The organism is Pseudomonas sp. H3(2019) (assembly GCF_007713465.1).
In the GTDB taxonomy this organism is placed as follows: Bacteria; Pseudomonadota; Gammaproteobacteria; order Pseudomonadales; family Pseudomonadaceae; genus Aquipseudomonas.
Genome location: NZ_VMSG01000001.1, coordinates 253386 through 276443, shown reverse-complemented (window position 1 = coordinate 276443; position 23058 = coordinate 253386). Strand labels below are relative to the sequence as shown.

The following is a 23058-nucleotide window of genomic DNA, read 5'->3' as shown; positions in this document are numbered from 1 at the left end:
TTATTGCGTTACAGCTTAAGCCGCAATCGACAGCTTGAGCTTGTTCATCGCGCTCTTCTCGAGCTGACGAATACGCTCGGCCGACACGTTGTACTTCTGCGCCAGGTCGTGCAGCGTGGCTTTTTCTTCTGCCAGCCAGCGCTGGTAGAGGATGTCACGGCTACGGTCGTCCAGCACTTCCAGCGCTTCGTGCAGGTTGTGGGTGGAGTTGTCGGTCCAGTCGGCATCTTCCAGTTGACGGGCCGGGTCGTACCGGTGGTCTTCCAGATAGTTGGCCGGCGACTGGAAAGCGCTGTCGTCGTCCGCTTCCGCGGCCGGGTCGAAAGCCATGTCATGGCCGGTCAGGCGGCTTTCCATCTCGCGAACTTCCCGCGGCTCTACGCCGAGGCTTTCTGCCACGCGATGGACTTCCTCGTTGTTCAGCCACGCCAGACGTTTTTTCTGGCTGCGCAGGTTGAAGAACAGCTTGCGCTGGGCCTTGGTCGTGGCAACCTTGACGATACGCCAGTTGCGCAGGATGAATTCGTGGATTTCAGCCTTGATCCAGTGCACCGCAAAGGACACCAGACGCACGCCCATTTCCGGGTTGAAGCGCTTGACCGCCTTCATCAGGCCAACGTTGCCTTCCTGAATCAGGTCAGCCTGGGCCAGGCCGTAGCCGGAATAGCTACGGGCAATATGTACAACAAAACGCAGGTGGGCGAGCACCATCTGCCGAGCCGCCCCCAAATCCTGCTCATAGTAGAGACTCTCGGCCAGTTCACGCTCCTGCTCCGGTGTCAGCAATGGAATGCTGTTCACCGTATGCACATAAGCCTCCAGGTTCGCGCCTGGGACCAGAGCATAAGCAGGTTGCAAAGAAGTGGTCATACGAAAAAACCTCCGACTCACATAACTCGTGCAGTTCAGCACTGCGGAAATTGACCGGGAACCAAAAGACAAGTTCCCCTACACGCTGAAAGGTCATACAAGCAATAAGACACTACTTCGGTGCGAGCTCTCTCAAATGACGCGCTACCGCAATCCAAGCACCGATATACCCCAACAGCACTGCGCCGAGCAAGAGTGACAGACCATCGGCAACCGGCACCCCGGACAGCGCGAAATTACTGCCATACAAGCCGGCCAGCCCAACCACTGCGTCGTTCAGCCAGTTCAGGCCAAACGCCAGAACACCCCAGGAAAGAATCCCCGCACCGAAGCCATATAGCGCGCCCATGTACAGAAAGGGCCTACGCACATAGCTGTCAGTGCCGCCGACGAGTTTAATCACTTCTATCTCTGTGCGGCGGTTTTCAATATGAAGACGAATGGTATTGCCTATCACCAAAAGTAATGCAGAAACCAGCAACACGGTCAGGCCGAAGACAAACCGCTCGCCCAGCTTGAGGATGGCCGCCAAACGCTCGACCCAGACTAGATCAAGTTGCGCCTGTTGTACCTTCGGCAATTCGGAAAGTTTTTGTCTTAATGCTTCAAGGGTCGCCTTGTCGACTTCCTTCGGCGTGACCAGCACCACGCCAGGCAACGGGTTCTGCGGCAGCTCCTTGAGTGCCTCGCCCAGACCGGACTGCTGCTGGAACTCGTCCAGCGCCTGTTCGCGGCTGATGTATTCGGCATCGGCTACACCCGGCATGCCTTTGATCTGCTCGCGCAGTTGCTCGCCTTCGTTGGCGCTGGCATCGATCTGCAGGTACAGCGAGATCTGCGCCGCACGCTGCCAGGAGCCCCCCAGACGTTCAACGTTGTTCAGCAGCAACGACAAGCCCATCGGCAAACTCAGGGCAACCGCCATCACCAGGCAGGTGAAGAAGCTGCCGATGGGCTGCTTGCCCAGACGCCGCAGGCTGTCCAGCAAACTGGCGCGGTGACTTTCGATCCAGGCGCGCAGCAAGGTGCTGAAGTCCGGACCCTCGTCTTCGTCGCGCTTTTTCTTCTGTGGCTGCGGATCGGCGGCCTTCGGGGCCACGCGTTCGGAAACCTTCGGACTGCGTGTTGCACTCATACCCCGGCCTCCCCGTCGCCGATCAATCGGCCACGTTGCAAGGTCAGCATGCGATGACGCATGCGGGCGATCAGCGCCAGATCGTGACTGGCAATCAGCACGCTGGTGCCCAGACGATTGATGTCTTCGAAGACACCCATGATTTCTGCCGCCAGACGCGGGTCGAGGTTACCGGTCGGTTCATCCGCCAGCAGCAAGGCCGGGCGATGGACGATGGCGCGGGCAATGCCGACGCGCTGTTGCTGACCGGTAGACAGATCGCCCGGGTAGAGATCGGTTTTGTCCGAAAGCGCCACACGCTCCAGGGCCGAATCCACGCGCTTGGCGATTTCAGCCTTGGACAAGCCGAGAATCTGCAATGGCAACGCGACGTTGTTGAACACCGTACGGTCGAATAACAACTGGTGGTTCTGGAACACCACGCCGATCTGCCGGCGCAGGTACGGGATCTGCGCGTTGCTGATGGTGGCCAGGTCCTGCCCGGCCAGCAGCAGTTTGCCGGTGGTCGGACGTTCCATCGCAAGCAACAGCCGCAGCAAGGTACTTTTACCGGCGCCGGAGTGGCCAGTGACAAACAAGAACTCGCCCCGACGGACTCGAAAGCTCAGCTCATGCAAGCCGACGTGACCGTTCGGATAGCGCTTACCGACCTGTTCGAAACGAATCATGAACGCTCCCGCTCGGCAAATAGTGCCTGGACAAAGGGTTCTGCTTCAAAGGTACGCAAATCATCGATGCCTTCACCGACACCGATGTAGCGAATCGGCAGACCAAACTGTTTGGCCAGGGCGAAAATCACCCCGCCCTTGGCCGTGCCATCGAGTTTGGTCAGGGCCAGGCCGGTCAGTTCGACCGTCTGGTTGAATTGCTTGGCCTGGCTAATGGCGTTCTGGCCAGTACCGGCGTCGAGCACCAGCAGCACCTCATGCGGCGCATCGGCGTCGAGTTTGCTGATCACCCGGCGAACCTTTTTCAGCTCTTCCATCAGGTTGTCTTTGGTGTGCAGGCGACCGGCGGTATCGGCGATCAACACGTCAATGCCACGGGCCTTGGCGGCCTGTACCGCATCGAAGATAACCGAAGCCGAGTCGGCGCCGGTGTGCTGGGCGATCACCGGGATCTTGTTGCGTTCGCCCCAGACCTGCAATTGCTCGACGGCCGCGGCACGGAAGGTGTCACCGGCCGCGAGCATGACTTTCTTGCCTTCAAGTTGCAGCTTCTTCGCCAATTTACCGATGGTGGTGGTTTTGCCGGCGCCGTTGACGCCAACCACCAGAATCACGAACGGCTTGTTCTGCGAGGTGATTTTCAGCGGCTGCTCGACAGGCTTGAGCATGTTGGCAAGCTCGGCCTGCAAGGATTTGTACAGTGCATCGGCATCGGCCAGCTGCTTGCGCGCGACCTTCTGGGTCAGGCTCTGGATGATCACCGATGTAGCTTCGACGCCAACGTCAGCGGTCAGCAAGCGGGTTTCGATGTCCTCGAGCAGTTCGTCATCGATGATCTTCTTGCCGAGGAACAGGCTGGCCATGCCCTCGCCGATGCTGGCGCTGGTTTTTGACAGGCCTTGCTTGAGGCGGGCAAAGAAGCCGGCTTTGGTTTCTTCGGTGCGAGCCGGTTCGGCCGGAGCCGCAACCGGAACGACCGGAGCAACCGGCGCCGGCGCTGTTACCGGAGCTGCAACGACGGGCACTGGGGCAGGCACAGGTTCTGGTGCCACGAATGCGGCAATCACCGGCTGAGGCAGATCAGGTTCATCAACAATCAGCTGTTCATCCGCCGGCGCGATGACGGGGACCGGCTCGACCACCAGCAGCTCTACGGCTTGCTGAACCACGGTCGGCGCAGGAATCGGAGGCGTGACATGCGGCGCCTGCTCGTTTTCGACCAAGGCCACCGGCTCTTCAGCCACCGGCAACGTCAACCACGGTTTGTGTACGACTTCCGGCGCGCGCGGCACTTCAGCCACTGGCGCAGGCGCTGGCTCGACAACCGGTTGCACTACCGGCTCGGCTATCGGCGATACGACGGCGGTCGGCGCTTGCGCAACGGGCGCAGCTTCTATTACCGGCTCAGGCGCAACTTCTGGAAGTGGCTGTGGCTGTTCGACGGCGGGTTCCTGCGGCTTTTTGCGCAGCCATCCGAACAGGCTTTTCTTCTCGCCAGCCGCAGCTGGGGTCTTCTTGTCGTCGTTGGAACCAAACATGGAGGACGGCTATCTCACGGTAGCGACGCGCCAATGGCGCCTCGGCAAATAAATATTCGATGCAGAACAGACTGCTTTTCACCCAGCTTGTTCACGCGCAACATTTTGTCGAAGTGCTCAACAGCACCTCAAGGATCGATTTTACGAAGGACTGAACTGGCAAAATCGGCGAAAAAGCGGAGTTTAGCTGATAAACAGAGGCTTTCCGCCGTGAACCCATACAGCCTGATCAAGCACAAAAGCCTGATAGGCGTGGCCGCCAGTAAAACGGACCGTTATCCTAGCACCTCCTCGCCCGCCGACGCTAAGACCTAGCGGGCAGCCCAACAGGTTTAAAAACGAATGAATGCTCTAGCCCGCCGCGCTGCAGGCCTGCTGCTCAGCACAGTTTGTCTGCCCCTTTCAGCTTTGGCTGCCGCCCCCCAACCGACCCACGAATTCACCCTCGACAACGGCCTCAAGGTCGTCGTGCGCGAAGACCATCGGGCACCGGTGGTGGTTTCCCAGATCTGGTACAAGGTCGGCTCCAGCTACGAAACCCCGGGCCAGACCGGTTTGTCCCACGCCCTGGAACACATGATGTTCAAAGGCAGCGAGAAAGTCGGCCCTGGCGAAGCGTCGTTGATCCTGCGCGACCTCGGCGCCGAAGAGAACGCCTTCACCAGCGACGACTACACCGCGTATTACCAGGTGCTGGCGCGTGATCGCCTGGGCGTGGCCTTTGAGCTGGAAGCCGACCGCATGGCCAACCTGCGCCTGCCGGCCGACGAATTCAGCCGCGAGATCGAAGTGATCAAGGAAGAGCGCCGCATGCGCACCGACGACAAGCCGATGGCCAAGGCTTACGAGCGCTTCAAGGCGATGGCCTACCCGGCCAGCGGCTACCACACGCCGACCATCGGCTGGATGGCTGATCTTGATCGCATGAAGGTCGAAGAACTGCGCCACTGGTATAAATCCTGGTACGTGCCGAACAACGCCACGCTGGTGGTGGTCGGTGACGTAACCCCGGACGAAGTCAAAACCCTGGCCCAGCGCTACTTCGGGCCGATCCCGAAGCGCGACGTGCCGCCAGCGAAGATTCCGCTGGAACTGGCCGAGCCCGGCGAGCGCCAGATCACCCTGCATGTACAGACGCAATTGCCGAGCCTGATGCTGGCCTTCAACGTGCCGAGCATCGCCACTGCGCAAGACAAGCGCTCGGTCAATGCCCTGCGGTTGATCGCGGCATTGCTTGATGGCGGCTACAGCGCGCGCATCTCAGCGCAACTGGAGCGCGGCGAAGAGCTGGTCTCCGGCGGCTCGTCGAGCTACGACGCTTACACCCGCGGTGACAGCCTGTTTACCTTGTCGGCAACGCCGAACACCCAGAAACACAAAACCATGGCCCAGGCCGAAGCCGGCCTGTGGAAACTGCTCGAACAGCTGAAAAACACCGCACCTTCGGTTGATGAAGTTGAACGTGTACGCGCACAAGTGATCGCCGGCCTGGTCTACGAGCGTGACTCGATCACCAGCCAGGCCACTGCCATTGGTCAGCTGGAAACCGTCGGTCTGTCGTGGAAGTTGATGGACACCGAACTCGCCGAGCTGCAAAGCGTGACACCGGAAGACATCCAGAAAGCCGCCCGCACCTATTTCACTCGCGAACGTCTCAGCGTTGCGCATGTACTGCCACTGCCCGAGGAAACCGCTCATGAGTGAGAGTAAAAAACCACGCCTGGCCCTGATCGGCCTGCTACTCGTCGCACTGATCGCCGCGTTCGGTTTCTACCTCAGCCGTTCGACCGAGACCAATGCCAGTGAAGCCCTCGACCAGGCCAAGGCCAGCAAAAAGCTGCAATCACTGGCCGAACTCGACGGTAAAGCGCCGAGCCACCGCACACTGGACGTGCAAACCTGGAAAACCGCTGAAGGCTCCAAGGTGCTGTTCGTTGCAGCCCCGGAACTGCCGATGTTCGACATGCGCCTGATCTTCGCCGCCGGCAGCAGTCAGGACGGTGATAAACCAGGGCTGGCCGTGCTGACCAACGCCATGCTCAACGAAGGCATCGTCGGCAAAGATGTCGACAAGATCGCTGAAGGCTTCGAAGACCTGGGCGCAAACTTCGGCAACGGCGCCTACAAGGACATGGCCGTCGCCACGTTGCGCAGCCTGAGCGCTGTGGATAAACGCACACCTGCGCTGACGCTGTTCGCTGAAGTGGTCGGCAAACCGACGTTCCCGACCGACTCATTGGCGCGCATCAAGAACCAGTTGCTCGCCGGCTTCGAATACCAGAAGCAGAACCCCGGCAAACTGGCGAGCCTGGAGCTGATGAAGCGCCTGTATGGCAACCACCCTTACGCGCACTCAAGCGACGGCAATGCGCAAAGTGTCCCGCCGATTACCGTGACGCAACTGCGGGCCTTCCATGAGAAAGCCTACGCCGCGGGCAACGTGGTGATTGCACTGGTGGGCGACTTGTCGCGCAGCGAAGCCGAAGCGATTGCCGAACAGATTTCCGCCGCACTGCCAAAAGGCCCGGCGCTGGCGAAAATCGAACAACCGGCTGAACCAAAAGCCAGCATCGGTCACATCGAGTTTCCGTCCAAGCAAACCAACCTGATGCTCGCGCAACTGGGCATCGACCGTGGCGATCCAGACTACGCGGCCATCTCCTTGGGCAACCAGATCCTTGGCGGCGGTGGCTTCGGCACCCGACTGATGAGCGAAGTACGTGAGAAACGCGGCCTGACCTACGGCGTTTACTCCGGTTTCACCCCGATGCAGGTCCGTGGCCCGTTCATGATCAACCTGCAAACCCGCGCCGAAATGAGCGAAGGCACGCTCAAACTGGTGCAGGACGTGCTCGCCGACTACTTGAAAACCGGCCCGACCCAGAAAGAACTCGACGACGCCAAGCGTGAACTGGCCGGCAGCTTCCCGCTGTCCAACGCCAGCAACGCCGATATCGTCGGCCAACTGGGCGCCATGGGCTTCTATGACTTGCCGCTGAGTTACCTTGAAGACTTCATGCGGCAGTCGCAAAACCTGACCGTCGAGCAGGTCACTGCGGCAATGAACAAACACCTGAGCACGGACAAAATGGTCATCATTTCTGCTGGCCCGACCGTGCCGCAAAAGCCGTTACCGGCCCCCACTGACAAACCATCCGAGCAACCGCTCGGGGTTCCGGAGCATTAATGGCCCATCCTAAAAAACCCGTTCACAACGTCCACAACGGCGTGAACCAATTGCGCATCATCGGCGGCGAATGGCGCAGCCGGCGCCTGAGCTTCCCGGACGCTCCGGGCCTGCGCCCGACGCCAGACCGCGTGCGTGAAACCCTGTTCAACTGGCTCGCACCGTATGTTGCCGGGGCCAAAGTGCTCGACCCGTTTGCCGGCAGCGGCGCGCTGTTTCTCGAAGCGCTGTCCCGTGGCGCCGCCATGGGCCAGGCGCTGGACGCCAGCAGCCTGGCGGTTTCCAGCCTGAAAGAGCATTTGGGAACGCTGCGTTGCACCGTCGGCCAGGTGCAAACCGCCGATGCCTTGCGCTACCTGGAAACCCAGCCAGCGATCGCCTACGACCTGGTGTTCCTCGACCCACCGTTCAACCAGAACCTGTTGCCCGCCGTTTGCACGCTGCTTGAAGAACGCCAATGGCTCGCCGACGACGCGTGGATCTACACTGAAAGTGAAACCGCGCCATCGACCCTCGGTCTGCCAGGGGGCTGGCGCCTGCACCGGGAGCAAAAATCCGGGCGGGTCTACTACGCGCTGTGGCACCGTATGGCAGAGATTGCCGGTTAATCCACCGGCCTGAACAAGGCGCGCGCCTGGGGTCAACAGCCTCAGGCGCGCACCGCTGCATCGAGAACAACCGTGCCTACACCGCCTGATCGTTTCACCCCCGCCTTCGGCCTCGGCAACCCGCATCTGCAAACCTTGTGGGGACCGCTGTGGCGCAAAACCACTCATCTGGATCGACAACGCGAACGTCTGTGGCTTGATGACGGCGACTTCCTCGATCTCGACTGGCACGGGCCGCACAGCGCCGATGCGCCTTTGGTGCTGGTGCTGCACGGTTTGACCGGTTCTTCGAACTCGCCCTATGTCGCCGGCCTGCAAAAAGCCCTGTTCGCCCAAGGCTGGGCCAGCGTGGCGCTGAACTGGCGCGGCTGTTCAGGCGAACCGAATCTGTTGCCACGCAGCTATCATTCCGGCGCCAGCGAAGACCTCGCGGCGGCGATCAACCACCTTCGAGCCACCCGCCCGTCGGCACCGCTGTACGCCGTCGGCTATTCGCTGGGCGGCAACGTGCTGCTCAAGCACCTGGGGGAAACCGGCGGTGGCAGTCAGTTGCAGGGCGCGGTAGCGGTCTCGGTACCCTTTCGCCTGGACCAGTGCGCCGACCGCATCGGCCAGGGACTTTCCAAGATCTATCAAGCGCACTTCATGCGCGAAATGCTCGCCTACATCAAGAACAAGCAGCAGAAGTTTCTGCACGACGGCCACCACGAGGGCCTGGAGACCCTGGCCAAACTGGGGTCACTGGAGAACCTGCGTACTTTCTGGGATTTCGATGGCCGGGTGACTGCGCCCCTGAACGGCTTCAAGGACGCGCATGACTATTATCGCCGCGCCTCCAGCCGGTATTTTCTCGGTGAGATCCGCACGCCGACCCTGATCATTCAAGCGGCCGACGATCCTTTCGTGTTTCTCCACAGCCTGCCGCACGCCAGCGAGCTATCGGACTGCACGCAGTTCGAATTACAGGCCAAGGGCGGGCATGTCGGCTTTGTCGACGGCACGTTCCGCAATCCCGGCTACTACCTGGAACGGCGCATCCCGCGTTGGTTGGCCAACACGGGTCGCGAACAAGGTTAATCGCCGGTGGCAATCTTGCGCTTCGGATCGGTGATCCATTCACTCCACGACCCGGCATACAGTGAACCCAACGGATAACCGGCCAGGCACAACGCAAACAGGTTATGGCACGCGGTCACGCCCGAGCCACAATACGCCACCAGTTCGGTCGGCGAACGATCACCCAGTTTCGCGGCAAAGCGCTGCTTGAGCTGATCGGCGGGAAGGAAATGCCCGTCGGCGCCCAGGTTGTCGGTGAAGGCCGCGCATTGCGCGCCGGGAATGTGCCCGGCGACCGGGTCAATCGGCTCGACCTCGCCACGAAAACGCGGCAGGCCCCGGGCATCGAGCAAGGTCAGGGTTGGTTGACCGAGGCGCTGTTGCAGTTTCTCGGCACTCACTAACAGAGTGTGGTCCGGCACGCCGGTGAAGGCGCCGCGGGTGATGGTCGGTGCATCCAGGCTCAGCGGCAAACCCGCCGCGTGCCAGGCCTTGAGGCCACCGTCGAGAATGAACACGCCATCGCGCTTGCCCAGCCATGCCAGCAACCACCAGGCCCGCGCGGCATACATGCCGGGGCCGTCGTCATACAAAACGATTTCGCTGTCGTTACTGATACCCCAATCCTGCAAACGCTGAATCAAGTGGTGCGGCGTCGGCAATGGGTGGCGACCGGTGACACCCTTGACCACCGGTCCGCTGAGGTCACGTTCGAGGTCCGCAAACGAGGCCCCCTCGATATGCCCCAGGGCGTAGCTACGCTGGCCGTAATCCTGGTCTTCGAGGGCAAAACGACAATCCAGAATCACCAACCCGCCCTGAGCCTTTTTCTGGTCCAGGGCGTTCGGGCTGATCAGTTGCGCAATGGGCATAGCGGGCTCCTGTGATTAAGTCTTTGATCGATCCTACTGCACTTCTTCCAGGGCCTGGGCCAATGGCACGTAAAACTCCTCGAACAAAGCGTTGACCGCCTCGCGGGCTTGCTCCGTGACAAATCCTGCTTCCAGCACCAGCACCTGATACACGCCACGTTTAATGGCTTGCTCGCTAAGGTGGTTGGAATTTTCCCGTGTGGTGCACAGAAAGCGCACCCAGGATGTGAGGATGATCCAGGCGTTGAGCGTCAGGGACTCGATCTGGACCTTGTCCATGCACAGGATGCCGGCCCCGACAAAGCCTGCGTAAATCGCCGTGCCCTGGATCAGGCAACGCTGGGAAAAACGCCGGTAGCGGGCAGCCAGTTCCGCATCGTTGTCGAGCAAATGCTCGAGATCGCGGTGCAAAAACCGGTAGCGCCACATGGCAGACAGGAGTTCCTGCAAGTAGAAGCGCTTGTCTTCAACGGTCGCGGCGCGGCCCTGAGGGGGGCGCAGGAAGCTCTCTACCAGGGCTTCGTACTCACTGAACAACACGGCGATGATCGCCTGCTTGTTGGGGAAGTGGTAGTACAGGTTGCCCGGAGAAATCTCCATGTGCGCGGCGATATGGTTGGTACTGATGCTGCGTTCGCCCTGTTGATTGAACAGCTCCAGGCTGTTCTGCACGATGCGCTCGCTGGTTTTTATTCGTGGGGCCATGGCTTGAGCTTTAATTCTTCAGTGCGTTGCCGGGCATCTTACGACCTATCCGCTGGCGGATAAATCATCGCTTCCCGAGGATGTCATTTGACTTTCTAGAGCATAGACTCTAAAAAATTCCTCATTCTAAAAAAAACCGGAGCTACCATGCCCGCCGACATTGCCTACCTGCAAAACTCTCAGCAGCCATTGAGCGAACTACACGCTCTGTTTGCCGCCCAGCGTCAGGCCTACGCGGCCCACCCGATGCCGCCGGCCGCGCAACGCCAGCAATGGCTCAAGGCATTGCGTGATCTGCTGAGTGACGAGCGTCAGGCCTTGATCGACGCGATCAGCCAGGATTTCAGCAACCGCAGCGCCGATGAAACCCTGCTCGCCGAGCTGATGCCGAGCCTGCACGGCATTCAATACGCCAGCAAACACCTCAAAGGCTGGATGAAAGCGTCCCCGCGCAAGGTCGGAATCGCCTTTCAGCCGGCGGCGGCCAAGGTGGTTTATCAGCCATTGGGCGTGGTCGGGGTCATCGTGCCGTGGAACTACCCGCTGTACCTGGCCATCGGCCCGTTGGTCGGCGCGTTGTCGGCGGGCAACCGGGTGATGCTCAAACTCAGCGAGTCCACACCGGCCACCGGGCAACTGCTGAAAACGTTGCTGGCCAAAGTGTTCCCCGAAGACCTGGTGTGCGTGGTGTTGGGCGAAGCCGACGTCGGCGTGGCCTTTTCCAAGCTGCCCTTCGATCACCTGCTGTTCACTGGCGCCACCAGCATCGGCAAACAGGTGATGCGTGCGGCGGCAGAGAACCTGACGCCGGTGACACTGGAATTGGGTGGCAAGTCTCCGGCCATCGTTTCCCACGATGTACCGCTCAAGGACGCCGCTGAACGTATTGCCTTCGGTAAAACCCTGAATGCTGGACAAACCTGTGTCGCGCCGGACTACGTGCTGGTGCCGGAAGAACGGGTCGGCTCCTTCGTCGAAGCCTATCGTCAGGCGGTTCGCGGGTTTTACCCGACACTCGCGGACAACCCGGACTACACCGCCATCATCAATGAGCGCCAATTGGCCCGCCTGCGCAATTACCTCAGCGACGCCACCAGCAAAGGCGCGCTGCTGATCCCGGTCTTCGAACAGGATCAGGACCGACGCATGAGCCATAGCCTGCTGCTGAATGTCAGCGACGAGATGATCGTGATGCAGGACGAAATCTTCGGCCCGGTGCTGCCGATCGTGCCCTACAAAAATCTGGACCAGGCGTTTGCCTACATCAACCAGCGACCACGTCCGCTGGCGCTGTATTTCTTCGGCTACAACAAGGCCGAACAAAACCGCGTACTCAACGAAACCCATTCCGGCGGCGTGTGCCTGAACGACACCTTGCTGCACGTCGCGCAAGACGACATGCCGTTTGGTGGTATCGGCGCTTCAGGCATGGGCCATTACCACGGTCATGAAGGCTTCCTGACGTTCAGCAAAGCCAAAGGCGTGCTGATCAAGCAGCGCTTTAACGCGGCGAAGCTGATTTATCCGCCTTATGGCAAGTCGATCCAGAAGCTGATCCAGAAGCTGTTCATCCGCTGACGCCTCATGACCGGGTAATAACAATAATGCATCCAAGCCTGATCGAATCCTCCGCGCTGACACGGCGCGGCCTGCTCAAATTCAGTCTCTGCGCCAGCGCCTTCCTGACCACGGCAGGCCTCGGCGCCAGCCTCAGCGGATGCTCGGCCAGTACCTCGGCCAGCGGTTTCGCCATGTTGCGCAGCAGTGATCTGCCGTTCTTGCGCGCGCTGATCCCGGTGATGCTCAAGGGCGCCGTGGCCGTCGAAAAACTCCCGGCCGCCGTCGAAGGCACCCTGCAGTCGCTGGACCATGACCTCAATCACCTGTCGCCGGAAATGCTCAAGCTGACCCAGCAACTGTTCGATGTGCTCGGCATGACTATCACTCGCGGGCCACTGACTGGAATCTGGGGCCACTGGGAAAACGCCGGCAGCGACGACATTCGCCAATTCCTGGAGCGCTGGCAAAACAGCTCGCTAAACCTGTTGCGCATGGGCCGCAGCTCGATCCTGCAACTGGTGATGATGGCCTGGTACAAACGCGCCGAGTCCTGGGCACATTGCGGATACCCAGGACCGCCCACCGTTTGAGACCGAGGGGCCCCTATCGCGAGCCAATCCAAAACAATAAGAGAGCCCAAAGATGCCCGTACCCGATCCGTTCCGCGAAGGCCTGGCCCGTGGCTGGAAAACCTACAACGGCTCGCAACTGGCCAATGATCTGACGCTGGAGGCCGACATTGCGATCATCGGCAGCGGCGCTGGCGGCGGCACCACCGCCGAAATCCTCAGCGCCGCCGGCTACAAAGTGCTGCTGATCGAAGAAGGCCCGCTGAAGACCAGCAGCGACTTCAAGATGCTCGAAGAGCAGGCCTATTCCAGTCTTTATCAGGAAGGCATCGGCCGCATGAGCAAGGACGGCGCGATCACCATCCTGCAAGGCCGTGCAGTCGGCGGCACGACGCTGGTCAATTGGACCTCGAACTTTCGCACCCCCAAACCGACCCTCGAACACTGGGCCACAGAACACGCCGTCAAGGGCCACAGCCCGGCGGAAATGGCGCCCTGGTTCGAAAAAATGGAGCAGCGCCTCGGTGTCGCCCCGTGGATGGTGCCGCCCAACGCCAACAACAACGTGATCAAAAAAGGTTGCGAACAGCTCGGCTACAGCTGGCACGTGATCCCGCGCAACGTGCGCGGTTGCTGGAACCTCGGCTATTGCGGCATGGGCTGCCCGACCAACGCCAAGCAATCGATGATGGTCACCACCATCCCCGCCACCCTGGAAAAAGGTGGCGAGCTGCTCTACCTCGCACGCGCTGAACAGCTGCTGATCAAGGATGACAGAGTCACCGGCCTGCACTGCGTGGCAATGGATGAACGCTGCGTGGCGCCGACCGGGCGTAGCATCACTGTCAAGGCGCGGCACTACATACTGGCCGGTGGCGGCATCAACAGCCCGGCATTGTTGCTGCGCTCCAAAGCCCCGGATCCCCATGAACGCCTTGGCAAGCGGACTTTTCTGCACCTGGTCAACATGTCCGCCGGGCTGTTCGACGAGGTGATCAACCCGTTTTACGGCGCGCCGCAGTCGATTTACTCCGACCACTTTCAATGGCAGGACGGCACCTCCGGCAAAATGTCCTACAAGCTGGAAGTACCGCCGCTACACCCTGCGCTGGCGGCGACCTTGCTCGGAGGCTTTGGCGAAGAGAACGCCCGGCACATGCAGCAACTGCCGCACACCCACGCGATGCTGGCCCTGCTGCGTGACGGCTTTCACCCGGACAGCCCGGGTGGCAGCGTCGAATTGCGCGGCGATGGCTCACCGGTGCTCGATTATCAGGTCTCAGCCTATGCCTGGGAGGGTATACGTCGAGCGTTTCACAGCATGGCCGAGATCCAGTTCGCCGGCGGTGCCAACGCGGTCATGCCGATGCACGCCGATGCGCGCTACGTGAAATCCCTCGCCGAGGCGCGCACATTGATCGACGGCCTGAGCCTTGAGCTGTACCGCACACGACTGGGCAGCGCTCATGTGATGGGCGGATGCGCCATGGGTGAAGACCCGAAAAATGCCGTCACCGACAGTCTCGGCCGTCATCATCAACTGAGTAATCTGTCGATCCATGATGGCTCGCTATTCCCCACCAGCATTGGCGCCAACCCGCAATTGTCGGTCTATGGACTGACCGCGCAACTGGCGACAGCGCTGGCCATGCGTTTAAAAAACCCATGAAAAAACCCATAATTCGCATCGTCTATAGTGCTTTCTTACCCCAAAGGCGACTTGGCCGACCGGGAAGGCTGCGATACCATCCGACTCCCCAACGGACTCCCGCCAGGACGACGCGATGAACCGAGTGTTGTACCCAGGTACCTTCGACCCTATTACCAAGGGCCATGGCGATCTGGTCGAACGCGCCTCGCGCCTGTTCGATCACGTGATCATTGCCGTCGCCGCCAGCCCGAAGAAAAACCCGCTATTCCCACTGGAACAGCGTGTTGAGCTGGCCCGCGAGGTCACTAAACATTTGCCGAACGTTGAAGTCGTCGGTTTTTCGACGCTGCTGGCGCACTTTGCCAAAGAGCAGAACGCCAATGTGTTCCTGCGTGGCCTGCGCGCGGTATCGGACTTTGAATATGAATTCCAGCTGGCCAACATGAACCGCCAGTTGGCCCCGGACGTGGAAAGCCTGTTTCTTACCCCGTCCGAGCGTTATTCGTTCATTTCTTCGACATTGGTCCGCGAAATCGCTGCCCTGGGCGGCGATATCACCAAGTTCGTCCACCCTGTCGTGGCCGACGCGCTGAACCTGCGCTTCAAGAAGTAGGCGCTGCCACAGACTGCAATCTCTTGCAGTTCATCGCGCCTGCGTGCACTGCGGGCGCCGATGCGGCACAATTGTACGCATTAGTTTTCAGATGCCTGGGCAGACTACCCCGGCAGGAGTCAGTCCCAATGTCCCTGATCATCACCGACGATTGCATCAATTGCGACGTCTGCGAACCCGAGTGCCCGAACGCCGCCATCTCCCAGGGCGAAGAGATCTATGTGATCGACCCGAACCTCTGCACCCAGTGCGTCGGCCACTACGACGAGCCACAGTGCCAACAGGTTTGCCCGGTGGATTGCATTCCGCTGGACGAAGCGCATCCAGAGACTGAAGAGCAGTTGATGGAGAAGTACCGCAAGCTTACCGGCAAGGCCTGATTATGCGGTGTCCATAAGGACGCCATCGCGGGCAAGCTCGCTCCCACATAGATCTGCTGTGAACATACTATTTGTGAACACCAAAGATAAAATGTGGGAGCGAGCTTGCTCGCGAAAGCGCCATCAGCCACACCAATGATCCAACGGATTCACTGCTGCTGTTCAAACCCTTCCCCAATACACCCCAGGCAACGGACGAACGCCGCTTTCGCCGGATCGACCACCAACGCCTGCCCCGCATCGCCTACCCCGCCGCCCAGCGCGGTAAATGGCAAGGACACGATAAACACCCCCGCACCGATCACCGTCGCCGCCACCAGCAACGGACGGGCGATCAGCAGATCGCCGATCATCGCGTAGGCCGGTGGGTTGTGGATGCTGTAACTAGGGTCGCCACTGCCGCCGTCGGACGCCTGGGCAGATAAGCCGATGCTCAACAGCAGCGCGGCAGCAAGGGATCGAATCGATGTCATGGCACGGTCCTTCGGCTAGGCAGTCAGACCACTAACTATAGACCGTAGGAATTCTCAGCTCTGACAACGCGGGCAAAAGACGCTGGCACGCTGCCCGAGGCGGACTTCCCGCAATTCGCTACCACAGACCTTGCACTGCTCACCGCCACGGCCGTACACGAACAGCTCTTGCTGGAAGTAGCCTGGCTGGCCATCACCACCAATGAAGTCGCGCAGCGTGGTGCCGCCGCGTTCGATAGCAGCGGCCAGAATGCGTTTGATCTCGATCGCCAGCTTCAGATAGCGCGCCCGGGAAATCCCCTTGGCCTCGCGGCGCGGGTCGATCCCGGCAGCAAACAGCGCTTCGGTCGCATAAATGTTGCCAACCCCGACCACCACGGCGTTGTCCATGATGAACGGCTTGACCGCCATCGAACGCCCGCGTGACAGCTGGAACAGCCGCTCGCCATCGAACAGATCAGTCAGCGGCTCCGGCCCCAGACGAACCAGCAACTCGTGATTCAGCGGATCGAGACTCCAGAGCATCGCGCCAAAACGTCGCGGGTCGGTGTATCGCAGCGCCAGGCCGGACTCGAGTTCGATGTCCACATGCTCGTGCTTGAGCGCCGGCAAGCCGACGTCCACCAGACGCAAATTCCCCGACATGCCCAAATGGCTGATCAACGTGCCGACTTCGGCGTTGATCAGCAAATACTTGGCGCGTCGCTCCACCAACACGATGCGCTGCCCGGACAGCCGCACATCGAGGTCCTCGGGGATCGGCCAGCGCAGACGCCGATCACGCACGATCACGCGACTGACGCGCTGCCCTTCAAGGAACGGGGCAATACCACGACGGGTGGTTTCGACTTCTGGCAGTTCAGGCATGATGTTCCCGGATCAGGTGAAAACCGACACTCAATGGTGAGCGCCAAGCTCGCGAATCGTCTGTTTGAGGTTTTCGAAGTCGTAGTCCGAGAGGCCGACATAATCGAGCACCAGGTGCCCGATGCTATCCCACTCGTGGTCTTCGGTCTGATTGCCCAGCACCCGATACGACGCGCAAATGTGTTCCGCCATCTTCAGGATCGCCAGCAAGTTTTTCAACTGGCTGTTACGGGATGATTCGTCGCTGAAAATCGCCAGTGCATTGTGGTGATTGGCGATAGCGTTGGTCACATGCTCCGGCAGGCGCCAGGACTTCGCGGTGTAGTAACCGACCACAGCGTGGTTGGTGTTGAGTACGCGGTTCTCGGTATCCACCACCCGGCACTCGGCATTGGCACTGGCGTAGGCTTCTTCCAGCACCGACATATAGTTGGGGAAGCGCTTGAGCATCAACGGTACGCCACAATCGTGGAACAGGCCTAACGCATAAGCCTCGTCCACCGCTTGCGAACCAATGCGCTTGGCCAGGCTCAGGCTGGTCATCGCCACGTCCTGGGCGGTGTCCCAGAACCGGTTCAAGGTGACGATGGTGTCGTCATTCATCTCGCCCTTGATCGACTGTGCGTTGATCAGATTGATGACCGAACGACTGCCCAGCAGGTTCACCGCGCGCTGGATCGAGGCGATCTTGTTGCTCAGCCCGTAATACGGCGAATTGATGATCTTCAACAAGGCGCCAGAGAGCCCCGGGTCCTGGGAGATCAACTTCGCAATCACTTCCAGGTCCGGGTCCGGCATGTACTGCTCCATCTGCAAATCCACCATGATTTGCGGTTGAGGCGGCACGCTGATGCCTTGCAGGGCCTGTTGAATCTGTTCGGAAGATAGCTCTTGGGACATACGTACTCACTCTGGGCCAAGGGGCGATTCTAGCGGAAAAAATCCGCCACATGGGCGATCTGTCCGACGCAACGCCCAGAAACAACCGCGCTGCACCTCCCATCTAGCGCTATAATCCCGCTCTTTTTTTTCACCTGGAGCGACGTCATGTCCCTGCCAAGCTTGCGCCTCAAAGCCAACGCCGACCGTCGCCTGCGCGCCGGTCACCTGTGGGTCTACAGTAACGAAATCGACGTAGCCGCCACCCCGCTGCACGGCTTCAAGGCTGGCGATCAAGCGATTCTCGAAGCTGCCGGCGGCAAGCCGCTGGGCATCGTCGCCATGAGTCCGAACAACCTGATCTGCGCTCGCCTGCTGTCGCGCGACATCAAGTTGCCGCTCGACAAGTCGCTGCTGGTGCATCGCCTCAACGTTGCGCTGTCCCTGCGCGAGCGCCTGTTCGACAAGCCGTTCTACCGCCTGGTCTACGGCGACTCCGACCTGCTGCCGGGCCTGGTGGTCGACCGTTTCGGCGACATCCTGGTGGTGCAGATCGCTTCGGCGACCATGGAAGCTCATAAAGAAGACGTGATCGCCGCACTGACCCAAGTACTCAAGCCAAGCGGCATCCTGTTCAAGAATGACTCCGCGGCTCGTGACGCCGAAGGTCTCAACCGCTACGTCGAAACCGTGTTCGGCCTGGTGCCGGAGTGGGTTGCCCTGGAAGAGAACGGCGTGAAGTTCGAGGCACCGGTCATCCAGGGACAGAAAACCGGCTGGTTCTACGACCACCGCATGAACCGCGCGCGCCTGGCACCTTATGCCAAAGGTAAACGCGTGCTGGACCTGTACAGCTACATCGGCGGCTGGGGCGTGCAAGCTGCCGCTTTCGGTGCCAGTGAAGTGTTCTGCGTCGACGCTTCGGCCTTCGCCCTCGACGGTGTCGAGCGTAACGCCGCACTGAACGGTTTCGCCGACAAAATGACCTGCATCGAAGGCGACGTGTTCGAAGCCCTGAAAGAGCTCAAGGCCAGCGAAGAGCGTTTCGACGTGATCGTTGCTGATCCGCCAGCCTTCATCAAGCGCAAGAAAGACATGAAAAACGGTGAAGGCGCCTACCGTCGCCTGAACGAGCAAGCCATGCGCCTGCTCAACAAGGACGGCATCCTGGTCAGCGCTTCCTGCTCGATGCACCTGCCTGAAGATGATCTGCAGAACATCCTGCTGACCAGCGCCCGCCATCTGGACCGTAACATCCAGCTGCTGGAACGTGGCGGTCAGGGTCCTGATCACCCGGTGCACCCGGCGATTGCCGAGACGCGGTATATCAAGAGCATTACTTGCCGACTGCTGCCAAACAGCTGATCGCTCCCTGCTTGTAGGAGCGAGCCCGCTCGCTCCTACAACAGACTCAGAAAGGTCCCGCGCCCGCCTGCATTGACTTTCCTCCTCATCAAATCAACCCTCGGCCACTCCTCACGGACCGAGAGCGTTGCTTGATGACCCACGCCATATACACCAAAGAAAAGTCGTCGATAATCCTGTTGTTGATGACCATGACGCTGTTGGGTGTTTTCCCCCTGGACGTGGTGCTCCCGTCCTTTCCCGATCTCGCTGACGACTTCCAGACCTCACCGTCCGAAATTGCCTTGTCCGTCAGCGTATTCGCCATTGGTCTGGCGTTGTCCGTGGTGCTGGTCGGGCCGCTGTCAGATTTGTGGGGGCGCAAAAAACTGCTGCTGGCCGGTATCGCCATCGCGGTGGTCGGTGCGACGGGCTGCCTGGCTTCCAGCGAATACAGCTGGTTTCTGGTCTTTCGCGTAATTCAGGCGGCGGGTTGCGGATCTTTTGTGCTGTCACAGGCGCTGGTTCAGGATTTGTTCGTCGGCAAGGAACAGGAGCGAATAAGGATCTGGATGGTGACAGGAGGTGGGGTGTTCATTTCGATATCGCCGCTGCTCGGGACCTGGTTGCAATTGCATCTGGGCTGGCAGGGCAGCTTTTACGTATTTATCACGCTGGCCGTCATTGTCTGGCTAAAAACCTGCTTCCTGCTCAAGGAAGCCCCGCACAGTAGTACTGCATCGCCCGGTCGTTTTTTCAGTGCCTATTGGCGGGTGTGCTCCGATACACGTTTCATGGGCTATTGGCTGATTTCAGCCCTGGCCTTTGCCTGCCATTTTTCGTTTATCGTCATTTCGCCGATCATTTTCATGGAGCATCTGGCGCTCTCGGCCTACGAGTTCGCCTGGGCGTTGTTGCTGTATGGCGTGGCCTATGTGCTTGGCGGATTTATCGCCAGCGTCCTGCATCGGCGCCTGCAGGCCAATACGCAGATTGTGATTGGCCTCGGGCTGATCGCGCTGTCAGGGTTGGTCATGCTGTGGTTGGCGGATCAGTTCGGCCTCTCTGCTACCGTGGTGCTGATACCCATGCTGATTTGTACGGCCGGCACCACCATTGCCAGGCCTATCGCCAACTCCAAAGCCATGAGTCTCTATCCACAGGATGCCGGCACGTCTACCTCGGTCGGCGGCGTGATGATTTTCATGTGCGGTGGTGTGATCAGCGTGGTGATCAATCTCGCGCCCGAGGACCTCACCACTGCGCTCGCCTTGTGCTTCTTGACGTTGAGTGCCGCGGCTCTTGGCTTGAATGCATTGATCACACGGCGGCACCAGGCGCTGAAGGTGGGCTGATAACTGCCAGTCGTTCAGCCAATTCGTACCCGGCCACGTCCACCTCAAAGACCTCGGCCAACTGGTTGCTCGCGGTATCCAGTGAATCACAATGCTGCTCCGCTTAAGTGAACAGCATTGCGGCCATGTGCCGGGATTTTCAGTTGAGGACAAACACTTTCAGCCGATCATCTACGACTGCGAGTCTGCCGCGATTCCAGCTCCACGCCGTCGACCAGCAGGGTCTTGTAGCGTTGGCGCACCGCTTTGATCTTGCCCTCGCGAATCTGCGTGATCAGCCCTGGCGCATCGGTGATGCCAGAGAGCACGCCCTCCTTCTGCCATGCACCCTTGCCCTGGCCTTCACGGGCATACAGCATTGCCGAAGATGCCCAGTTCTGCTTTTCGATCAGCAGCACTTCATCGATGCCATCCTCGTCCAGGTCCACCGCCCAGGCCGCGCAGCCGGGAGGGTTGCACTCGTCCCTGGTGGTCAGCAACTCGATCAGTTGCTTACTGTTATCGGGGACCGGGCCCAGCCAGTACAGCTTCGGCGTCCGATAATCGACTGGCTGGTCCTTGATCGAAACCGCCTCCAGCATTTCCAGCAGCTGCACCCTGCCCGGCTCATCCAGAATCTGCTCCTGACGCACCTGCGCAAGCAACCCCTCGAACTGCTCTCGACCGGGGGCGCCCAGGCGCTGGCGCAGGCTCCGGGCATCGAACTCGGCCACCGGCGTACGCCCGCTCAATAGGCGCTGCACCTGGTTGTGGGCACTGAAGGCCTGCGGGTCGAGCAGCGGGCTGAACATCAACAACAGCACCACAAAGCTCAACAGGGCGACCCAAGGGTTGCTGCGGCTCAGGCTGGCAAGCCACACCGACTGCCTGGCAAATACCGCCCACAACGCCGCGAGGCTGTGCACCAGGGCCACAACCACCAGCAGCATCGCCAGAAAGCGCGATGGGGTCAGGCCGTATTGATCAATCCGTAGCCAGCTCGAATAGCCCCCCATCACCACCAGCAACGGCAGGCAGCACAGGCTGGCGTTGATCAGGATTTTCAGCGGTTTGGCGTAGCCGGCATCGTGCTGGCCGTCCTGGAACACACCATTGAGTAAAAACAGATTGCTCGCCGCCAGACACAGCAAAATATGCGTCGAGTAACCGGTGTTCCAGATCGGCTGCAGGCCGGTAAACGCAAGGGCCAGAGTGAAGAGCACGGTGATCAGCGCACAAAGGGGCAGCAGGTAGCGGCACACCGCCAGCAGCACGCCGCGCAGCAAGCCAATGACCTTTTCGTTTTCGCGGCCCATGCGCATTCCCAGCGAGAAAAACAGCGGCAGGCTGAAGCAGAGGAAGTACGACGAGGTGAACAGCTCAGCCAGCTGGGGCATGCCGAGAATACTGAACAGACGGCCACACAGCCACAGCAACAGGCTGAAGGCCAGGGTCACCAGCAGCGCCAGCAGCACGATAAAAGCGTTGTTCCAAGCGTGCCGGAACAGGTCCGGATAACGCGGGCGGTTGCCTTCGCGGGTTGGCCAACTGAGGACGAACGCGGTGCCGATATAGGCCAGCACCGTCGCCGTAAAAGACCAGAACATCCACAGCCAGCCGTAGGCATCGCGGATAAATACCCAGCTGGAGAACCCGGCCATCAGCACACTGAAACCCGTCACCAAGACCCAGGTACCACGCTCGCGCACGGCACTGCCGAGCAGTTGCAGGTTGATCCCGGCCACCAGGGCCAAGATGCAGGCGAATATGGAAAACTCAGGCTGGCGATAGAACAGGCTGCCGCTGAACAACAGCCCCTGGACCAAGGCGATGGCAATATGGAACAACAAGGAGCGGTTCAGCGCAGGCATTGCAAATCCTTTTGTGGGGTCGGTCAGCACTAGCAGACCGCCGTCATGGTGTTACGGCGCAGCAGAGTCGCCAGGCACAGGCCGATCAGAAACAGGCCGAGGGAGAACGCCAGGGTCGGTCCGGCAAAAAACACCAGGGCATCCCAACCGCCCTTGAGCGGGTCATGGTAGGTGGTCCAGACTTTTAACAGGGCCTGGGCAATCCAGGGCAATGGCAAGGCCAACGCCACCCACAGCGCATAATCGAAAAAGCGTCGCCAAAAGTAGGCAAGCCCCGGCAACGCAGCCGCGCTGAGCACGGTCAGCAGCGTCAACCCCGCCACCACACTGCCCAGTACCAGCAAGGTCAACGGCAGCCCGCGACAGGCCAGGACCAGACCCGCCACCACCAAAGCCAGGGCAGCGGACGCCAACCAGGTGCGCCATTGGCCTCGATGCTCAGGCAGCAGTTGCAACAGAGTGCCGCCCATCAGCAGGCCCGCGCAGATCTCGGCCATTGCCCCAGACAAACGATTGGAGAGCACAACGCTCATCAGCAGCAGGCCCTGGACCAGCCCCACGACCAGGTAAAACCTCAAGGTTCGAAGCAGCGCAGACATTCCAGTTCCATTGGAGAGTAATCGAAGGGCGCGCAGTCTACCTCAGCACCCCGTCGCCCGGCAGCAGGCAATCGCACGCCGCGAGCGGCCACAACGTTCCATCCTGACGCCAGCGGTGTAGAATCGAACGATTCATCGCCAGTCATCCCCCGGCGGGTTTATGAGCTCAGGCTGAGGCGCGCGGCGATCCCGCAAAGTCATCGGCAACTTTCGGACACACGGCCATTTCTGAGTGTTCCCAAGGTCAATAGAAGCTCACTCCCCTTTTGATACCCGATT

Annotated in this window: 22 protein-coding genes and 1 pseudogene; 12 read left to right on the top strand and 11 right to left on the bottom strand. The window is 60.2% G+C overall.

The annotated features are described in order from the left end of the window. Positions 1-15: 15 nt before the first annotated feature. From rpoH to ftsY, 4 genes are all read right to left on the bottom strand, one after another. Positions 16-870 (bottom strand): RNA polymerase sigma factor RpoH, encoded by an 855-nt coding sequence (rpoH, locus tag FPT12_RS01335; RefSeq protein WP_019694095.1) that lies wholly within the window; start codon positions 868-870, stop codon positions 16-18. A 112-nt stretch (positions 871-982) separates the two neighbouring features. Then, positions 983-2005, bottom strand: coding sequence for a permease-like cell division protein FtsX (ftsX, locus tag FPT12_RS01330; RefSeq protein WP_145014302.1), 1023 nt, complete (start codon positions 2003-2005; stop codon positions 983-985). Beyond that, the gene (ftsE, locus tag FPT12_RS01325; protein ID WP_019694097.1) at positions 2002-2673 is read right to left on the bottom strand and encodes a cell division ATP-binding protein FtsE; all 672 of its coding nucleotides are present in this window, start codon (positions 2671-2673) and stop codon (positions 2002-2004) included. The genes ftsX and ftsE overlap by 4 nt, the downstream gene beginning before the upstream one ends. After that, complete coding sequence (gene ftsY / locus FPT12_RS01320; RefSeq protein WP_145014301.1) at positions 2670-4211, bottom strand: signal recognition particle-docking protein FtsY; 1542 nt, start codon at positions 4209-4211, stop codon at positions 2670-2672. Before ftsY ends, ftsE begins: the two co-directional genes overlap by 4 nt. Positions 4212-4553: 342 nt before the next feature. On the opposite strand from ftsY, the gene FPT12_RS01315 reads away from it, so the two are divergent. The 4 genes from FPT12_RS01315 to FPT12_RS01300 all read left to right on the top strand — a co-directional run bounded on the left by FPT12_RS01315 (position 4554) and on the right by FPT12_RS01300 (position 9083). Beyond that, positions 4554-5915, top strand: coding sequence for a pitrilysin family protein (locus FPT12_RS01315; RefSeq protein WP_145014300.1), 1362 nt, complete (start codon positions 4554-4556; stop codon positions 5913-5915). After that, on the top strand, positions 5908-7398 hold the full coding sequence (locus FPT12_RS01310) for a pitrilysin family protein (RefSeq protein ID WP_145014299.1): 1491 nt from the start codon (positions 5908-5910) through the stop codon (positions 7396-7398). Before FPT12_RS01315 ends, FPT12_RS01310 begins: the two co-directional genes overlap by 8 nt. Further along, a complete protein-coding gene (gene rsmD / locus FPT12_RS01305) occupies positions 7398-8006 on the top strand; it encodes a 16S rRNA (guanine(966)-N(2))-methyltransferase RsmD (protein WP_145014298.1) in 609 nt (202 codons plus the stop codon). The genes FPT12_RS01310 and rsmD overlap by 1 nt, the downstream gene beginning before the upstream one ends. Positions 8007-8078: 72 nt before the next feature. Beyond that, a complete protein-coding gene (locus tag FPT12_RS01300) occupies positions 8079-9083 on the top strand; it encodes a hydrolase (RefSeq protein ID WP_145014297.1) in 1005 nt (334 codons plus the stop codon). Here the strand turns inward: FPT12_RS01300 and FPT12_RS01295 are convergent. Both FPT12_RS01295 and FPT12_RS01290 read right to left on the bottom strand, forming a co-directional pair. Further along, positions 9080-9934 carry a sulfurtransferase gene (locus tag FPT12_RS01295; RefSeq protein WP_145014296.1) on the bottom strand — a complete coding sequence of 285 codons (855 nt, stop codon included), beginning with the start codon at positions 9932-9934 and terminating at the stop codon, positions 9080-9082. The genes FPT12_RS01300 and FPT12_RS01295 overlap by 4 nt on opposite strands. A 33-nt stretch (positions 9935-9967) precedes the next feature. Further along, on the bottom strand, positions 9968-10639 hold the full coding sequence (locus FPT12_RS01290; RefSeq protein ID WP_145014295.1) for a TetR/AcrR family transcriptional regulator: 672 nt from the start codon (positions 10637-10639) through the stop codon (positions 9968-9970). 147 nt (positions 10640-10786) lie between these two features. Here FPT12_RS01290 and FPT12_RS01285 point away from each other — a divergent pair, with 147 nt between their 5' ends. From FPT12_RS01285 to FPT12_RS01265, 5 genes are all read left to right on the top strand, one after another. Then, entirely contained in the window at positions 10787-12217 is a 1431-nt protein-coding gene (locus tag FPT12_RS01285) for a coniferyl aldehyde dehydrogenase (RefSeq protein WP_145014294.1), read from the top strand. A gap of 26 nt (positions 12218-12243) precedes the next feature. Next, entirely contained in the window at positions 12244-12789 is a 546-nt protein-coding gene (locus FPT12_RS01280; RefSeq protein ID WP_145014293.1) for a twin-arginine translocation pathway signal protein, read from the top strand. Positions 12790-12841: 52 nt separating this feature from the next. After that, positions 12842-14437: a GMC family oxidoreductase gene (locus FPT12_RS01275; RefSeq protein ID WP_145014292.1), complete on the top strand. Its 1596-nt coding sequence runs from the start codon at positions 12842-12844 to the stop codon at positions 14435-14437. Between the two features lie 115 nt (positions 14438-14552). Further along, positions 14553-15032, top strand: a complete 480-nt coding sequence (gene coaD / locus FPT12_RS01270) for a pantetheine-phosphate adenylyltransferase (protein WP_145014291.1) — start codon at positions 14553-14555, stop codon at positions 15030-15032. A 128-nt stretch (positions 15033-15160) separates the two neighbouring features. Next, positions 15161-15412 carry a YfhL family 4Fe-4S dicluster ferredoxin gene (locus FPT12_RS01265; protein ID WP_008150569.1) on the top strand — a complete coding sequence of 84 codons (252 nt, stop codon included), beginning with the start codon at positions 15161-15163 and terminating at the stop codon, positions 15410-15412. Positions 15413-15561: 149 nt separating this feature from the next. Here the strand turns inward: FPT12_RS01265 and FPT12_RS01260 are convergent, their stop codons facing one another. From FPT12_RS01260 to FPT12_RS01250, 3 genes are read right to left on the bottom strand one after another with little or no spacing between them, the layout of a single operon-like run. Beyond that, a complete protein-coding gene (locus tag FPT12_RS01260) occupies positions 15562-15885 on the bottom strand; it encodes a multidrug transporter (protein ID WP_145014290.1) in 324 nt (107 codons plus the stop codon). 54 nt (positions 15886-15939) lie between these two features. Continuing rightward, positions 15940-16752: a bifunctional DNA-formamidopyrimidine glycosylase/DNA-(apurinic or apyrimidinic site) lyase gene (gene mutM, locus FPT12_RS01255; RefSeq protein ID WP_145014289.1), complete on the bottom strand. Its 813-nt coding sequence runs from the start codon at positions 16750-16752 to the stop codon at positions 15940-15942. 30 nt (positions 16753-16782) lie between these two features. Beyond that, positions 16783-17598 (bottom strand): HDOD domain-containing protein, encoded by an 816-nt coding sequence (locus FPT12_RS01250; protein WP_178098574.1) that lies wholly within the window; start codon positions 17596-17598, stop codon positions 16783-16785. 201 nt (positions 17599-17799) lie between these two features. Here FPT12_RS01250 and FPT12_RS01245 point away from each other — a divergent pair, with 201 nt between their 5' ends. From FPT12_RS01245 to FPT12_RS28255, 3 genes and pseudogenes are all read left to right on the top strand, one after another. After that, positions 17800-18996, top strand: a complete 1197-nt coding sequence (locus FPT12_RS01245; RefSeq protein WP_054594488.1) for a class I SAM-dependent rRNA methyltransferase — start codon at positions 17800-17802, stop codon at positions 18994-18996. A gap of 134 nt (positions 18997-19130) precedes the next feature. Beyond that, positions 19131-20330 carry a multidrug effflux MFS transporter gene (locus FPT12_RS01240; RefSeq protein ID WP_145014287.1) on the top strand — a complete coding sequence of 400 codons (1200 nt, stop codon included), beginning with the start codon at positions 19131-19133 and terminating at the stop codon, positions 20328-20330. Between the two features lie 10 nt (positions 20331-20340). Beyond that, positions 20341-20412 (top strand): annotated as a pseudogene (locus FPT12_RS28255) (hypothetical protein); the annotation flags it as partial. Between the two features lie 85 nt (positions 20413-20497). Here FPT12_RS28255 and FPT12_RS01235 read toward each other — a convergent pair. Continuing rightward, positions 20498-22180 carry a DUF4153 domain-containing protein gene (locus FPT12_RS01235; protein WP_145014286.1) on the bottom strand — a complete coding sequence of 561 codons (1683 nt, stop codon included), beginning with the start codon at positions 22178-22180 and terminating at the stop codon, positions 20498-20500. 29 nt (positions 22181-22209) lie between these two features. Beyond that, entirely contained in the window at positions 22210-22779 is a 570-nt protein-coding gene (locus FPT12_RS01230; protein ID WP_145014285.1) for a hypothetical protein, read from the bottom strand. Positions 22780-23058: the final 279 nt, after the last annotated feature.